The organism is Pseudomonas sp. MF06569 (assembly GCF_059862735.1).
The window spans coordinates 32,514-48,302 of the sequence record NZ_JCBCUZ010000002.1; the positions used below are offsets into that span (position 1 = coordinate 32,514).

Annotated in this window: 15 protein-coding genes; 10 read left to right on the top strand and 5 right to left on the bottom strand. The window is 58.3% G+C overall.

The genetic code is table 11. The annotated features are described in order from the left end of the window. Positions 1-155 precede the first annotated feature (155 nt). From cysM to AC19YQ_RS02505, 5 genes are all read left to right on the top strand, one after another. On the top strand, positions 156-1,058 hold the full coding sequence (gene cysM, locus AC19YQ_RS02485; RefSeq protein WP_133075754.1) for a cysteine synthase CysM: 903 nt from the start codon (positions 156-158) through the stop codon (positions 1,056-1,058). Further along, a complete protein-coding gene (rlmD, locus tag AC19YQ_RS02490; RefSeq protein WP_500594512.1) occupies positions 1,058-2,410 on the top strand; it encodes a 23S rRNA (uracil(1939)-C(5))-methyltransferase RlmD in 1,353 nt (450 codons plus the stop codon). The genes cysM and rlmD overlap by 1 nt, the downstream gene beginning before the upstream one ends. Positions 2,411-2,529: 119 nt before the next feature. Then, the gene (gene relA, locus AC19YQ_RS02495) at positions 2,530-4,782 is read left to right on the top strand and encodes a GTP diphosphokinase (protein ID WP_339473786.1); all 2,253 of its coding nucleotides are present in this window, start codon (positions 2,530-2,532) and stop codon (positions 4,780-4,782) included. 128 nt (positions 4,783-4,910) lie between these two features. Beyond that, on the top strand, positions 4,911-5,744 hold the full coding sequence (mazG, locus tag AC19YQ_RS02500) for a nucleoside triphosphate pyrophosphohydrolase (protein WP_500594513.1): 834 nt from the start codon (positions 4,911-4,913) through the stop codon (positions 5,742-5,744). Between the two features lie 22 nt (positions 5,745-5,766). After that, a complete protein-coding gene (locus tag AC19YQ_RS02505) occupies positions 5,767-6,312 on the top strand; it encodes a DUF2058 domain-containing protein (RefSeq protein WP_463866799.1) in 546 nt (181 codons plus the stop codon). Positions 6,313-6,403: 91 nt separating this feature from the next. Here the strand turns inward: AC19YQ_RS02505 and AC19YQ_RS02510 are convergent, their stop codons facing one another. The 4 genes from AC19YQ_RS02510 to purM all read right to left on the bottom strand — a co-directional run bounded on the left by AC19YQ_RS02510 (position 6,404) and on the right by purM (position 9,269). Then, positions 6,404-6,586, bottom strand: a complete 183-nt coding sequence (locus tag AC19YQ_RS02510) for a hypothetical protein (protein ID WP_016779856.1) — start codon at positions 6,584-6,586, stop codon at positions 6,404-6,406. 252 nt (positions 6,587-6,838) lie between these two features. Then, positions 6,839-7,552: a DUF3108 domain-containing protein gene (locus tag AC19YQ_RS02515; RefSeq protein WP_133075750.1), complete on the bottom strand. Its 714-nt coding sequence runs from the start codon at positions 7,550-7,552 to the stop codon at positions 6,839-6,841. Positions 7,553-7,560: 8 nt separating this feature from the next. After that, the gene (gene purN, locus AC19YQ_RS02520) at positions 7,561-8,211 is read right to left on the bottom strand and encodes a phosphoribosylglycinamide formyltransferase (RefSeq protein WP_339473789.1); all 651 of its coding nucleotides are present in this window, start codon (positions 8,209-8,211) and stop codon (positions 7,561-7,563) included. After that, positions 8,211-9,269, bottom strand: coding sequence for a phosphoribosylformylglycinamidine cyclo-ligase (gene purM / locus AC19YQ_RS02525; protein ID WP_500594514.1), 1,059 nt, complete (start codon positions 9,267-9,269; stop codon positions 8,211-8,213). The genes purN and purM overlap by 1 nt, the downstream gene beginning before the upstream one ends. 382 nt (positions 9,270-9,651) lie before the next feature. Here purM and AC19YQ_RS02530 point away from each other — a divergent pair, with 382 nt between their 5' ends. The 5 genes from AC19YQ_RS02530 (at position 9,652) to AC19YQ_RS02550 (ending at position 14,262) form a co-directional block, all read left to right on the top strand. After that, entirely contained in the window at positions 9,652-10,686 is a 1,035-nt protein-coding gene (locus AC19YQ_RS02530) for a DUF2066 domain-containing protein (protein WP_500594515.1), read from the top strand. A gap of 35 nt (positions 10,687-10,721) precedes the next feature. Then, positions 10,722-11,795, top strand: a complete 1,074-nt coding sequence (locus tag AC19YQ_RS02535; protein WP_500594516.1) for an AI-2E family transporter — start codon at positions 10,722-10,724, stop codon at positions 11,793-11,795. A gap of 226 nt (positions 11,796-12,021) precedes the next feature. Beyond that, the gene (gene hda, locus AC19YQ_RS02540) at positions 12,022-12,726 is read left to right on the top strand and encodes a DnaA regulatory inactivator Hda (RefSeq protein WP_019827725.1); all 705 of its coding nucleotides are present in this window, start codon (positions 12,022-12,024) and stop codon (positions 12,724-12,726) included. 224 nt (positions 12,727-12,950) lie between these two features. Beyond that, positions 12,951-13,577: a C40 family peptidase gene (locus AC19YQ_RS02545; protein WP_133075745.1), complete on the top strand. Its 627-nt coding sequence runs from the start codon at positions 12,951-12,953 to the stop codon at positions 13,575-13,577. Positions 13,578-13,722: 145 nt separating this feature from the next. Next, the gene (locus AC19YQ_RS02550) at positions 13,723-14,262 is read left to right on the top strand and encodes a C40 family peptidase (protein ID WP_500594517.1); all 540 of its coding nucleotides are present in this window, start codon (positions 13,723-13,725) and stop codon (positions 14,260-14,262) included. A gap of 111 nt (positions 14,263-14,373) precedes the next feature. Here the strand turns inward: AC19YQ_RS02550 and AC19YQ_RS02555 are convergent, their stop codons facing one another. Next, on the bottom strand, positions 14,374-15,693 hold the full coding sequence (locus AC19YQ_RS02555) for a PQQ-dependent sugar dehydrogenase (RefSeq protein ID WP_500594518.1): 1,320 nt from the start codon (positions 15,691-15,693) through the stop codon (positions 14,374-14,376). Between the last annotated feature and the right edge of the window lie 96 nt (positions 15,694-15,789).

Genomic DNA, 15,789 nt, shown 5'->3' on the forward strand with positions numbered 1-15,789 from the left:
GCAGCCTCGCGCTGCTCGTCAGTTGCTACGGGTTCGAGTGTGCCTCAAACCCTGGCTTATAGCCTTTAGCCATAAGCACCGCACTTTGCGTGATATGGGCTATCGGTGTTTGTCGGTATGATGTGCGGCCCCGCGGTCTGGATTGCGAATACGCCATGACATTGCAGTACCCAACTATCGCCGATTGCGTCGGCAACACTCCTCTGGTGCGCTTGCAGCGCCTGGCTGGAAACTCCACCAACACCTTGTTGCTCAAGCTCGAAGGGAATAACCCTGCAGGCTCGGTCAAGGACCGTCCGGCTCTGTCGATGATTGCCCGTGCCGAAGCGCGCGGCCAGATCCAGGCTGGCGATACCCTGATCGAAGCCACCTCGGGCAATACCGGTATTGCACTGGCGATGGCCGCTGCGATCAAGGGCTACAAGATGATCCTGATCATGCCCGACAACTCCAGCGCCGAACGCAAGGCGGCCATGACTGCCTATGGCGCCGAGCTGATTCTGGTCTCTCAGGAAGAGGGCATGGAAGGCGCCCGCGACCTGGCTGACAAGATGCAGGCCCAAGGCCTGGGCAAGGTGCTCGATCAGTTCGCCAACGGTGACAATCCCGAGGCTCATTACACCGGCACCGGTCCTGAGATTTGGCGCCAGACCAACGGTACGATCACTCACTTCATCAGTTCGATGGGCACCACCGGTACCATCATGGGTGTGTCGCGCTACCTCAAGGAGCAGAACCCGGGCGTGCAGATCGTCGGTTTGCAGCCGATGGAAGGCGCCGCCATTCCGGGTATCCGTCGCTGGCCGACCGAGTACCTGCCGAAAATTTACCAGGCTGACCGCGTTGACCGCATCGTCGACATGGCCCAGCGCGAAGCCGAAGACGTCACCCGTCGCCTGGCCCGTGAAGAAGGCATTTTCTGTGGCGTGTCCTCGGGCGGGGCGGTAGCTGCCATGTTGCGCTTGAATCAGGAAGTCGAAAACGCGGTGATGGTCGCGATCATTTGTGACCGCGGCGACCGTTACTTGTCGACCGGCATTTACGATGCGCCCAACTGATGGCTAAGCAAGAGAGAGGCCTGCGCTTCCAGCCTGCTGGCGGCACCAAGGCCCCGCAAGTGCCTACGGGCAAGAAACAGCGTTTGAACATCGAGCGTTTGGCCAACGACGGCCGGGGTATTGCCTTTATTGAAGGGCGTACCTGGTTTGTGTCGGGAGCCCTGGCCGGTGAAGAAGTTGAAGCCCGGGTGCTGGGCGCTCACGGCAAAATCGTTGAAGCCCGTACCGAGCGTGTGTTCAAGGCCAGCGACATCCGCCGCGTGGCGCCCTGTGCCCACGCGGGCAAGTGTGGCGGTTGCAGCGTGCAGCATTTGCCCCATGAGGAGCAGCTTGCACTGAAACAGCGCATGTTGACCGAGCAACTGTCCCGTGTGGCCGGTGTCGAACCTGAAGAGTGGGCGGCGCCCCTCGCAGGTCCAGAATTTGGCTATCGCCGCCGTGCACGCATTGCCGTGCGCTGGGATGCGCGGGCCAAGCGTCTGGACGTAGGTTTTCGGGCGGCCGGTAGTCAGGATATCGTCGCCATTGATCACTGTTTGGTCCTGGTACAGGCTTTGCAACCTATCATGACGGGGCTGCCCGCCATGTTGCGTCAGTTGAGCAATCCCAAGGCCCTTGGCCATGTCGAGTTGTTCAGCGGTTCGGCAATTGCGGTGTTGCTGCGTCACATGGCGCCGCTCAACGATGGGGACATGAAAATCCTGCAGGATTTCTGCCTCACCCATGATGCCCAGTTGTGGCTGCATGGTGAAGGTGAACCTCAACCGGTCGATTTGACCCGGACCCTGGGCTACCGTTTGGAACAGTGGGACCTGGAGCTGGCGTATCGTCCCGGTGATTTTGTCCAGGTCAATGCTGGCGTCAATGAAGCCATGGTGGCTCAAGCAATAAAGTGGCTTGCTCCACAAGCTGACGAACGGATTCTTGACTTGTTCTGTGGGCTGGGTAACTTCGCGTTACCACTGGCGCAAAAAGTCCGCGAAGTGGTGGCAGTTGAAGGTGTTGCGACCATGGTCGAACGCGCAGCGCAAAACGCGGTCAGTAATAACCTGCAAAATGCAGTGTTTTTTCAGGCTGACTTGTCGCAGCCGCTGGTGGATGCAGCCTGGGCCAAGGATGGGTTTTGTGCCGTGCTGCTCGACCCGCCCCGTGACGGCGCCTATGAAGTGGTACGCAAGCTGTCTGGCCTGGGAGCCAGGCGTTTGGTGTATGTGTCGTGTAACCCGGCCACGCTGGCACGGGATACAGTTGAATTGATGAAACAGGGTTACCGGTTAAAACGTGCCGCAATCCTCGACATGTTTCCGCAAACAGCGCATGTCGAGGCGATGGCGTTATTTGAAGCAGACTAGGACGGTCTGTCTATTTCGACGGGCCCGCAACCCGCGCAGTGATGCCCTGTAGCGCGCGGTTGGGATTAGGGCCTGTGATTTCGGCGCATTGAATCTGCGCTGTAGGGAAGGTAAGCAAGATGGTACAGGTCAGAGCACACCAGCCGATCAACACCGACGGCAGTCTCAACCTCGAGGCATGGCTCGATCATGCGGTGAGTGTCGATGTGGCGCTGGACCGTGAAGCCTTGAAAGAAGCGTGCGAGTTTGCGCGCGAGGCGGAGCAGCAAGCCAACGCGGCGAAAAACCTGTGGACCGAGGGTACGTCGAGCTTTCGCACAGGGTTGGAAATCGCCGAAATACTGGCCGATCTGAAACTGGATCAAGACTCTCTGGTTGCCGCGATTCTCTATCGCTGCGTGCGCGAAGGGCAGGTCTTGTTGCCTGCTGTCAGCCAGCGCTTCGGTCCGGTGGTGGCCAAGCTGATTGATGGCGTGCTGCGCATGGCGGCCATCAGCGCCAGCCTCAGCCCCCGCCAATCCATGGTTCTGGGTACCCAGGGCCAGGTCGAAAACCTGCGCAAGATGCTGGTCGCGATGGTTGATGACGTGCGCGTTGCACTGATCAAACTGGCCGAACGTACCTGCGCGATTCGTGCTGTCAAAAATGCCCCGGACGAGAAGCGCAACCGCGTCGCCCGTGAGGTATTCGATATTTATGCGCCATTGGCGCACCGCCTGGGTATCGGTCATATCAAGTGGGAGCTGGAGGACTTGTCCTTCCGCTACCTGGAGCCCGAGCAGTACAAACAGATTGCCACCTTGCTGCATGAACGCCGCCTCGATCGCGAGCGCTTTATCAGTGATGTGATGAACCAGCTGCGTACCGAGCTGGTGGCCACCGGCGTTGATGCCGATATCAGCGGCCGGGCCAAGCACATCTATTCCATCTGGCGAAAAATGCAGCGCAAGGGCCTTGCCTTCAGCCAGATCTATGACGTGCGTGCGGTACGGGTACTGGTCCCGGAAATGCGCGACTGCTATACCGCGCTGGGGATTGTCCACACCCTGTGGCGGCACATTCCCAAAGAGTTCGACGATTACATCGCCAACCCCAAGGAAAACGGCTACCGCTCGCTGCACACTGCCGTGATCGGACCTGAAGGCAAGGTGCTGGAGGTGCAGATCCGCACCCACGCCATGCACGAAGAGGCCGAGCTGGGGGTGTGTGCGCACTGGCGTTATAAGGGCACCGACGTCAAGGCAGGTTCCAACCAGTACGAAGAGAAAATCTCGTGGCTGCGCCAGGTACTGGAATGGCACGAAGAACTGGGTGATATCGGTGGTCTGGCCGATCAGCTGCGGGTCGATATCGAGCCGGATCGGGTGTACATCTTTACGCCGGACGGTCATGCCATCGACCTGCCCAAGGGCGCAACACCGCTGGACTTTGCGTACCGGGTGCACACCGAAATCGGCCATAACTGCCGCGGTGCCAAGATCAATGGGCGCATCGTGCCGCTCAACTACAGCCTGCAAACCGGTGAACAGGTCGAGATCATCACCAGCAAGCACGGCACGCCGAGCCGCGACTGGCTGAACCCGAACCTGGGCTACATCACCACCTCGCGGGCGCGGGCGAAGATCGTTCACTGGTTCAAGTTGCAAGCGCGCGATCAGAACGTGGCTGCCGGCAAAACCATGCTCGAACGTGAGCTGGGTCGCCTGGGCCTGCCAGCGGTGGACTACGAGAAGCTCGCCGACAAAGCCAACATGAGAACCGCCGAGGACATGTATGCGGCGCTCGGGGCCGGTGACTTGCGCCTGGCGCAACTGATCAATCTGGCGCAGCAGCAGGTCGAGCCGGAGCGCGGCAGCGAACAGATGGAGCTAATTCCGCGCAAGGCCACGGGCTACAAGCCGGGCAAGCGCGGGGACATCCAGATCGAAGGCGTCGGCAACCTGCTGACCCAGATGGCCGGGTGCTGCCAGCCGCTGCCGGGGGATGCGATTGTCGGTTACATCACCCAGGGTCGCGGGGTGAGCATTCACCGTCAGGACTGCGCCTCGGTACTGCAACTGGGCAGCCGTGAGCCGGAGCGGATGATTCAGGTCAACTGGGGACCGATCCCGGTCTCGACGTACCCTGTCGACATCGAGATTCGTGCCTACGACCGTTCGGGCCTGCTGCGTGACGTCTCCCAGGTTCTGCTCAACGAGCGGATCAACGTGCTGGCGGTCAATACTCGCTCGAACAAGGAAAACAACACCGCGTTGATGACCTTGACCATCGAGATCCCGGGTCTGGACGCGTTGGGACGTTTGCTGGGACGCATCTCGCAACTGCCGAACATCATCGAAACCCGTCGGATCGGACGTAGCGAAGCAAGATAACCTGCAGTCGCTGACGAGGTACGAGGCTGCGATAAGGGCCGAAGGACCTTCGCTTTGTAAAGCGGGGTCTCTACGCAACCCATCGCAGCCTGCGGCAGCGACTACAGGTTTCGGCCAAAGGATTACAGATGTACAACCTCGACGACCTGCTACACCTCATGGCCCGTCTGCGTGACCCGCAGTACGGCTGTCCGTGGGACATCAAGCAAACCTGGGCCACCATCGTGCCCTACACCCTTGAGGAAGCCTACGAAGTCGCAGATGCCATTGAGCAAGGCGACTTTGAGCACCTGCAAGGTGAACTCGGCGACTTGCTGTTCCAGGTGGTTTATTACAGCCAGCTGGCCCGCGAAGAAGGCCGGTTTGAATTTGCCGGGGTGATCGACAGCATCACCCGCAAGCTGATCCGCCGACATCCCCACGTGTTCCCCACGGGCGACCTGTATGCGCCGCTGGATATACCGCGCCTTAGCGAAGAGCAGGTCAAGTTGCGCTGGGATGAAATCAAGGCGCAGGAGCGCGCAGAAAAGTCCGCTGTTCCCCAGCAGCTCTCCTTGCTGGATGACGTGCCGGTGGCGCTGCCAGCCCTGTCCCGTGCCGCCAAATTGCAAAAGCGTGCCGCTCAGGTCGGCTTTGACTGGCCAGCGGCATTGCCGGTGCTGGACAAGGTCCGAGAAGAACTGGACGAAGTGCTGGAAGCGATGGCCGACAATGATTCGGCGGCCATCCATGATGAAATCGGAGACCTGCTGTTTTCGGTGGTCAACCTGGCCCGCCATCTTAAAGTGGACCCTGAAACCGCCTTGCGTGGGGCCAATGCAAAATTTGATCGACGTTTCCGGTTTATTGAGCAGGCATTGCGCGATACCCTGCGTCCCATTGAAAGTTGCACCCTTGAAGACCTGGACGCCCTGTGGGGCGAAGCCAAGCGTCAGGAAAAGAATTTGCCCAGCTGCGGCTGAGTTTGCCTAAGTGAGTAAGTAGATGAGCATTTCCCTACGCGACCAGTTGCTCAAAGCCGGACTGGTCAACGAGAAGCAGGCCAAGCAGGCCGGCAAAGAAAAGCAGAAGCAGCAGCGTCTGGCCCACAAGGGTCAGATCGAGCTGGACGACACCCAGCAGCGTCTGGCTGCCGAAGCCAAGGCCGAGAAGGTCAAGCGCGACCAGGAGCTGAACCGTCAGCAACAGGAGAAAGTCGAGCAAAAGGCCCGCGCCGCCCAGATCAAGCAATTGATCGAAGTGTCGCGTCTGCCCAAGCTGACGACCGAGGATTACTACAACTTTGTTGACGACAAAAAGGTCAAGCGCCTGTCGGTCAACACGTTGATGCGCAACAAGCTGGCCAGTGGCTCCTTGGCGATCGTGCAGCATCAGGGCGGCTACGAAGTCATCCCGCGAGAGGCTGCGCTGAAGATCCAGGAGCGGGATCCGCGCCGGATTGTGCAGTTGAACATTCTGGTCGAGCCGAAAACCCCGGAAGAAGATGATCCGTACGCGGCCTATCAGATCCCTGATGACCTGATGTGGTAACACCCGCTCCCACAGGGTTTTGCAGCAGGGCATACACGACAAACCCCGCTTCGGCGGGGTTTGTGTTTTTCAAGTCTGTAGTCTCTGTCGTTCAGGCCTGGCGTTTCTGCGCTTCCAGCTTTTCCAGCTCAGCCTTGTAGCTGTGAGCGTCGCTTTCGCGGTGGAACATGCCAACCAGAATGTCTTCTTGATGCACATCCCACAGGTGAACACCGTGGGCTACCAGCTGGTGGAACATACGTGAATCGTCGCGCTCAGTTACTTTGATAGTCATCTGCTTGCTCCAAATCCTGATGAGGTCCTGCGGCAAGGCGTCGCAGGACTTCTTTATAGAATCTGTTAGCTTCCTAAGTAAATAGCTGATTGTCGCGCTGTCATGTTGCTATAAATCGCAAATCCCTGGAGCCCTTGTAATACGGGGTGTTTACGGTTTTGCTCATAAGTTTTATGAATAAAGTTTCATGTTTGTATCGTTCAGCGGGCCAAAAAAAACCTCGCCGAAGCGAGGTTTTTTGACGCTTACGGTTTAGTTGCCCTTGACCGTTTTGCCATTCACCGTGCCGTCCAGCAGCATGATGTTGTATTCCTTGCCGTCTTTTTCGACCTGACGCAGTTTGACCAGCAGCGAATCCCAGTTCTTGGCGAACCACATTTCCGTGATGCGCTTGTTCTGCGTTGGATCGCGTACGCGCTCAACCTTGATTGCGTCTACCTTGCCAGCCTTGGTTTCGACCACTTCAGGGCCGATCACGCGAAAGTCATAGGTATCGACGTCGTTACCATCAACTACCTGGTAGCTCATGGATTTTTTGCCGGCTTCTACATCACGTTGAAGCGCGAGCTGATAGGTGGACTTGTCGAGCATGCCAGTCAGCAACGGCACTTTGACTGCGTCGCCCTGGTCGGTACCGGTGACCATTTTGGTCGCCCAGTCGAAATCCAGATCAATCTTTTTCGCTTTGCCCAGGCCGCCACGTTCAAAGTGGTAGGTCAGCGGGATCAGCGTGTTTTTATCGATCTTGAGGGTGCTTTCCTCGTTCAGGCTGGCCACCAGCATCGACGCCTTGAAGTTCAAGGTCCAGATACCGTTGTCGCTCTTGGTCAGGCTGCGCTCGGCGGAACCGCTCATGGGCAGCTGTTTCCAGTCTGCGGTGTAGCTGGCCTTGAAAGGCTGGAGTTCGGCCGCCTGCACTGCTGGGATAGCCAGCAGGCTGAGGGCGAGAAGCAGGGCACGACGCATATATTCTCCTAGGTTCGTATCAAGTGGCCGCTGGCCGCGAGTAATTGACCGTCCAATAATGCGCCTTGCTCGTCAAGAGACAAGCGACCTTCGGCAAACCAGCGCACTGCAAGCGGATAAATCCGGTGTTCCTGGGCGTGGACCCGTTGCGCCAGAGCGTGCGCAGAGTCGTCGGACTCTACCGGTATCACTGCCTGTACGACCAGAGGGCCGCCGTCGAGTTCCTCGGTCACAAAGTGAACGCTACAGCCGTGTTCGCGATCTCCTGCTTCCAGCGCGCGCTGATGCGTGTGCAAACCTTTGTATTTAGGCAGCAGCGAAGGGTGGATGTTGAGCAGACGACCCTGATAGTGACGCACGAAATCTGCGCTGAGAATGCGCATGAAGCCGGCCAGTACCACCAGTTGCGGTTTGAATTCGTCGATGATCTTGATCAGTGCAGCATCGAAGGCCTCGCGGCCCTCGAATGCTTTGTGATCCAGTACGCGGGTATCGATACCCGCGTCTTTGGCGCGTTGCAAGCCGTAGGCATCTGCGCGGTTAGAGATGACCGCGCGGATATTTGCCGGGCTGTCCTTGACGTCATTGCTGTCGATCAAGGCCTGCAAGTTGCTGCCGGTGCCGGAAAGCAGCACCACTACATCACAGGTATCAGGCATTAGTGCGCCTTGAGGTTTTGCAGCTCAACTTGTGGAGCGCCTTCGGCGGCCGTTGCGATCTGGCCGATGACCCAAGGTTGCTCGCCTGCTTCACGCAGTACGTTCAGCGCGGTTTCAACGTCAGCCTGAGCCACGCAGATCACCATGCCAACGCCGCAGTTCAGCACGCGGTGCATTTCGTTTTCGTCCACGTTGCCTTTTTCTTGCAACCAGTCGAATACAGCAGGGCGCTGCCAGCTGGCAACGTCAACAACGGCCTGGGCGCCTTTTGGCAGAACGCGCGGGATGTTGTCGAGCAGGCCACCACCGGTGATGTGGGCCATGGCTTTGACAACGCCGGTTTCCTTGATCAGCTTGAGCAACGGCTTGACGTAGATGCGGGTTGGCGCCATCAGCAGGTCGGTCAGCGGCTTGCCGTCGAGCTGGATGTTTTCGATGTCGGCATCGGACACTTCGATGATCTTGCGGATCAGCGAGTAGCCGTTGGAGTGCGGGCCCGAGGACGGCAGGGCGAGCAGGGCGTCGCCGGCAGCAACCTTGGAGCCGTCGATGATTTCGGATTTTTCGACAACACCCACGCAGAAGCCGGCCAGGTCGTAGTCTTCGCCTTCGTACATGCCAGGCATTTCAGCGGTTTCGCCGCCTACCAGCGAGCAGCCCGACAGTTCGCAGCCAGCGCCGATACCGGTAACCACTTGGGTCGCGGTTTCTACGTTGAGCTTGCCGGTGGCGTAGTAGTCGAGGAAGAACAGAGGCTCGGCGCCGCATACGATCAGGTCGTTGACGCACATGGCAACCAGGTCGATACCGATGCTGTCGTGCTTGTTCAGGTTCAGTGCCAGGCGCAGCTTGGTGCCAACGCCGTCAGTGCCGGAAACCAGAACAGGCTGCTTGTAGCCAGCCGGGATTTCGCAGAGGGCGCCAAAACCGCCGAGGCCGCCCATCACTTCCGGGCGTGCAGTGCGCTTGGCCACGCTCTTGATGCGTTCGACCAATGCTTCACCGGCGTCGATGTCTACACCGGCGTCTTTGTAGCTCAGGGATGGTTGCTTGCTCATAATCCAGGCCTTTAGGGGGGATTCGGGGGTATCGACCGAGTTCAGGGGGCAGGCTTGCAAGTGCTCATAGAGTGCGTCAGAGCATTTGCAGGGTGCCCGGCTGTTGCCGGTCTGCGAAGGCGCGCGATTTTATCAGGCTTGAAGGGCAGCGGCCATCCTCGGGCCGACAGGCAGGGTTATATCTGTCGAAAAAAACCTTTTTTAGTCGTACTTGGGTCTGTGCGCGGGCCTGTATAAGGTATAGCGAATTACTTTTGAGTTTTTATGACCGAATGAAAACTGCGGTACAGACGTGAATGATTTGGCTGTCGCCGTGTCAGAAGTCTGTTCGAGTGTTTTTATGGCGTCCTTTTAGGCTGCTTTTTGTGATCGGGAATCTTTCATGCGTCTGAGCCAATTTTTAGCCGTGGGCTGTTTGTCTTTTTTTAGCCTGGCGAGTCATGCCGAAATCCTGACCGGCCTTTATCAAGTGCGTGAACCGGTGGCCAGCCAGTCACCCGATGAACGTACCCAGGCCACGCAAAAGGCACTGGAAACCCTGGTGCTGCGTTTGACCGGGGACGCCAAGGCGATCCAAAACCCCGGGCTTGAGGCGATTCGCAAGGATCCCCAGCAGATCATCAGCCGGTACGGTTATGACGCTGGCCCGCCGGAAAGCCTGCAGGTGGATTTCGATCCGGTGAGCACTGACCGGGCGTTGCGCCAGGCCGGTTTGTCGATGTGGGGCAGTAATCGTCCCGCCTTGCTCGGCTGGTGGCTGAACGATTCGGTGGATGGTTCAAGCCTGGTGGGGGACGGTCAATCCGTGGCAGAGCCCCTGCGCCGGGCCGCGCAGCACCGCGGGTTGCCATTGCGTTTGCCGCTGGCAGACCTGAGCGAACAGTTGGTAGGCACGGCTGAAAACCTTGAGGGCAGCAATCCTGCTCCTTTGAAGGATGCTTCCGAGCGTTACGGCGCCGATGCCTTGCTGGCCGTACATGCCCGTGAAGAGGATGGGCAGTGGAGCGCCAAGTGGCGGTTGTGGGTTGGCGATCAGCAGGAGCAGGGCAGTGCTCAGGCACCGGATCAGGCGTCGCTGGCCGATGCCGTGATGCTTGCGGTGAGCCAGCGTCTGGCGCCGCGTTATACGGTCAAGCCCGGTGTCTCGACGGAGCAGTTGCTTGAAGTGCAGGGCATGACGCTACCGCGCTATGCGCAACTGTGGCATTTGCTCGAACCTTTCGGCGCGCAACTAAAGAGCGTCGACGGTGATCGTAGTGTGTATCAGGTCAATGGCAGCGCCGAGCAGCTGCGCTCGCAACTCGGGTTGGCGCAACTGCAGGAAGTACCGGCAGAACAGGTACCCGCAGTGACAAGTGCAGGCCAGGCGCCCGGTGTTGCTTCAGCGCCAGCGGCTCAGCTTCGGTTTCGCTGGTAGGTTGTTGTCTTCTTTATATAGGGATGGGGTGGCTCATGGCTGATTCGCGACGGTGGGTGTGGTGGGGCGTAGGGCTGGGGTTCGCCCTGTTTGTGTATTTTCTGCATCCGATACTTACGCCTTTTCTGGTCGCAATCGTCCTAGCCTATATGTTCGACCCTGTGGTTGATCGGCTGGAAAGAGCCGGGCTTTCAAGAACCTGGGGCACGGTCGCGGTCTTTGGACTGTTCACTGTCATTATGATGACGCTGCTCTTGGTGTTGGTGCCGTTGCTGGCCAAGCAACTGTTGAAGCTGTACCAGTTGGCCCCGCTGGTGCTCGACTGGTTGCAGCACACGGCCATGCCGTGGGTGCAGGCCAAGCTCGGCTTGAGTGACAGCTTCTGGAAGTTTGACAAGATCAAGGCGGCAATCACCGAGCACATGGGGCAGGCCACTGACATTGTCGGCATCGTCCTGTCCCAGGCAACGGCATCCAGCCTGGCCCTGATCGGCTTTCTGGCCAATCTGGTGCTGATTCCCGTAGTGGCGTTTTACCTGCTTCGAGACTGGAACATCATGATGGCCAAGATTCGCGGCTTGTTGCCGCGGGCCCGGGCCGATCAGATTGTGTCGCTGGCCAAGGAGTGTCACGACGTGCTCGGCGCGTTTGTGCGTGGCCAGTTGCTGGTGATGCTGGCGCTGGGGGTGATCTACTCGGCGGGCCTGATGTTTGTCGGCCTCGAGTTGGGGCTGTTGATCGGCCTGATGGCGGGGGTGGCGGCCATCGTGCCGTATATGGGCTTTATTGTCGGCATTGGTGCGGCGTTGATCGCCGGCCTGTTCCAGTTTGGCGGTGACCTGTACCCGATGCTCGGGATCGTGGCGGTGTTTATGGTCGGTCAGGCACTCGAGGGTACGGTCCTTACCCCCTTGCTGGTGGGTGACAAGATCGGTATGCATCCGGTGGCGGTGATCTTCGCGATTCTTGCGGGTGGCGAGCTGTTTGGCTTTACCGGTGTGTTGCTGGCACTGCCGGTGGCGGCGGTGATCATGGTGCTGGTGCGTCACTTGCAGGATATGTACAAGGACTCCCACGCCTATAAAGGCAGCGAAGACCCGGAGCTGTAACGGCCAGGTTCTGTGAAGGGCGGGCTCACCGGGCAGGTGGTCCCGCCTTTTTCATGTGCGTTCGCAGCACCTTAATCGTCAGGAAAAGATCAAACAATCCAAGACCTTAACGCAAACCTTTGATTTTGCTCGTGGTCTGTTACATTGTGTGCCCGGTTACACGGGTATAAACTTTTAGAACTTTACACAGAGGCCACTAACAGTTCGCTTGAACTGTTCAGTCAGCATGAAACCGATTCAGCTGCCCCTAGGTGTGCGTCTGCGTGATGACGCAACCTTCATAAATTACTATCCAGGCGCCAATGCCGCTGCACTCGGCTATGTCGAGCGACTGTGCGAAGCCGACGCCGGCTGGACTGAAAGCCTGATCTATCTCTGGGGCAAGCAGGGCGTAGGCCGCACACACCTGCTACAGGCTGCCTGCCTGCGCTTTGAGCAGATGGGTGAGCCCGCGGTGTACTTGCCTCTGGCCGAGTTGCTGGATCGCGGCATTGAAATCCTCGATAACCTTGAGCAGTACGAGCTGGTTTGTCTGGATGATCTCCAGGCGGTGGCCGGACGTGCCGACTGGGAAGAGGCACTGTTTCATCTTTTCAATCGCCTGCGTGACAGTGGGCGTCGCCTGCTGATTGCAGCGTCTACCTCGCCCCGTGAATTGCCCATCAAGCTGGCTGACCTCAAGTCCCGACTGACCCTTGCGCTGGTTTTTCAGATGCGTCCCTTGTCTGATGAAGACAAGTTGCGTGCCTTGCAATTGCGCGCATCACGTCGCGGCCTGCACCTGACCGACGAAGTCGGGCATTTTATTCTCACGCGAGGCACTCGCAGCATGAGTGCGTTGTTTGATTTGCTCGAACGGCTCGATCAGGCCTCCCTGCAAGCGCAACGCAAGTTGACGATCCCTTTCCTGAAAGAAACCCTGGGTTGGTAGCTCACCCCTTTAAAACTGCGGTCTGCAGCCGTTTTCGGCAGTTTTCAGGCGCCAGAAACCCTGCGCGGCTCAAGAGCTTTGTGCGCAAAATCTATTGTCAGGGGTGTAAAGCCTTAGATGTCACGACAAAACCATCAAGTCACATTTTGATCGATTGAATTTGCAAATGAGGATCATAGAGGGCATAGTCGCGGCTACTTTTCTTACAAGCCACGGTCGTGCCCATGCTAAAGCGCTTCGCACCCCTCGTGCCTCTCGCACTCGTTACCCTGTTGTTTGGCTGCGCTGCCCACACGCCAGTGTCGCAGCAAGTTGTCGATCATCAGGTTCAAAAGTCATCCTCGGTATCGCAATCTTCCGCTCTTTATCAGGAAGAACTTGCCACCGAAAAAGAACTGGCTGAATTTTCCGCCAACAGCAAGCCTTACCAGTTGCCGGCTCTGGCTGACAGCATCCTCGAGCGCGGTATGTCCCTGATCGGTACGCGTTACCGTTTTGGCGGCACCTCTGAGGCAGGCTTCGATTGCAGCGGCTTCATTGGTTATCTCTTCAAGGAAGAAGCCGGCATGCAATTGCCGCGCTCAACCCGCGAAATGATCAACGTAAAAGCACCGTTGGTCGCACGAAACAACCTCAAGCCCGGTGATTTGCTGTTCTTCAGCACCAATGGTCGTGGCCGTGTAAGCCATGCCGGGATTTACCTGGGTGATGACCAGTTTATCCACTCCAGCAGCCGCCGCAGCGGTGGTGTGCGGATCGATAACCTGGGTGACAGCTACTGGAGCAAGACCTTTATTGAGGCCAAGCGCGCCCTGGCGATGGCTCCTGCGAGCGTAGTAGCCCGCAAGTAAAGTTAATGTCTTACTTGAAGTTTGGCTGCTAAGGGCTAGAATTCAGTCGCATTGTTAAATCCTTGAAGCCGCGAAGGTGACCCCTTTCGCGGCTTCAGGTTTCGCGGCCAGAGTTGCCGTATCCAGAATCAGGAACATTCTGTTTATGTCGACCATGGCCCGCGTTGCCCTCTTGACCTTAGCAGCACTGCTCAGTGCCTGCGCCAGCCACCCGCCACCTGTTGCGGTGGTCAAAAAACCTGTCGTGTTTGCCAGCCCTTATGAAGAAACCTCGCCGATTGCCGCCGACGTGCTTTTTCGTGCCTTGGGTCTGGTCGGCACGCCTTATCGCTGGGGTGGCAATACTCCGGATTCAGGTTTTGATTGCAGTGGTCTGATCAAGTACGTGTACAACGACGCGGCGGGCATTTCGTTGCCGCGCACGACCCGTGAAATGATCGTGATGCAGGCGCAGAATGTTGGCCAGGACAAGCTGCAAACCGGTGACTTGCTGTTTTTCGCCACCAACGGTGGTTCCCAGGTCAGCCATGCCGGGATCTACGTCGGTGAAGGCCGTTTTGTGCATGCACCGGCCACTGGCGGTACGGTCAAGCTGGACAGTCTCAATAAAGCCTATTGGCAAAAAGCCTATCTGAATGCCAAGCGCGTTTTGCCGACCGAGCAGCATCTGGCGCGTCTGCCGTAAACCCGAACCTGCATCACGCTGGGTGGGAGCGGGCTTGCTCGCGACTGGATCACCGCGGCGTTGTAGTTACACCGCGTTGTATCCATCGCGAGCAAGCCCGCTCCCACTGTTTCATTTGCTGGTTGGCTTTGCCGACACCCGCCAAACCTTGTTGCCGACATCATCGGCCACCAGTAAATCGCCCTGTTTATCGATCACCACGCCCACGGGTCTGCCCATGGCTTTCTCGTCAGCGTTGAGAAAGCCGGTCAGAACATCAACCGGCATACCGGTGGGTTTTCCGTCGGCAAAGGGTACAAAAATCACTTTGTAGCCACTGTGCGGCTTGCGGTTCCAGGAACCGTGCTGGCCAATAAACGCGCCTTGAGTAAAGTCGGGCAGTTTGCTGCCTTCGGCAAAACTCAGCCCCAGGGATGCAGTGTGCGGGCCGACGGCATAGTCCGGTGCAATGGCTTTGGCGACCAGTTCCGGATTTTGCGGGTTGACCCGTACATCCACGTGCTGGCCGTAATAGCTGTAGGGCCAGCCATAGAAGCCGCCATCCTGAACTGAAGTGATGTAGTCGGGCACCAGGTCGCTGCCGATTTCGTCGCGCTCGTTTACCGCTGTCCAGAGCTTGCCGGTTTTGGGTTCCCAGTCCATGCCATTGGGGTTGCGCAGGCCCGAGGCGAAAATACGGTGGTTGCCGGTGGCGCGATCAACCTCCCAGATCGCGGCGCGGCCTTCTTCCTTGTCCATGCCGTTCTCGCCCACGTTGCTGTTGGAGCCGACGGTGACATACAGCTTAGAGCCGTCAGGGCTGGCGATGACGTTTTTGGTCCAGTGATGGTTCAGTGGGCCGCCCGGCAAGTCGAGCACCTTGACCGGATTGGCTTTGATGCTGTTTTCGCCCGCCTGATAGGGGACGCGCAACAGCTTGTCGGCGTCCGCGATATACAACTCGTCGCCCACCAGGGTCATGCCAAAAGGCGAGTTCAGATTGTCGAGAAAGACCGTGCGGGTTTCGGCCACGCCATCGTGGTCTGCATCGCGCAACAGGGTGATCCGGTTCGCACTTGGCACTGCGGCCCCGGCGCGGGCCATCACCTTGTCTGCGATCCAGCCTTTGATCCCCTTGCTGTCATCCGGTTTGGGCGGTGCGTTGGTTTCTGCGACCAGCACATCGCCGTTGGGCAAGACATAGAGCCAGCGCGGATGATCCAGGCCTTCGGCGAATGCGGCGACCTCCAGGCCTTGGGCGGCAATGGGCGTGGCGCCATCAGCCCAACCGACCGCCGGGGCGATATTGACGGTGGGTATCAGGGTTTTGTTCGGTTCGGGTAATTTGGGCGAGGGGCCGGTGCCATCACTCACTTGCAGGGTCGACGACTCGCCGCAGGCAGCCAATCCTGCCGCAAGTGCGATGACAATAGCGTGCTGGCGCTTGAGCATGTGAATCTCCATGAGGTTTTGGTCTTGTAAGTCATAGAGAAGCTTAGCCCTTCAAAGGTTCAGGTCGTAGCTTTGTATAGCCCTATTGGTGCCACC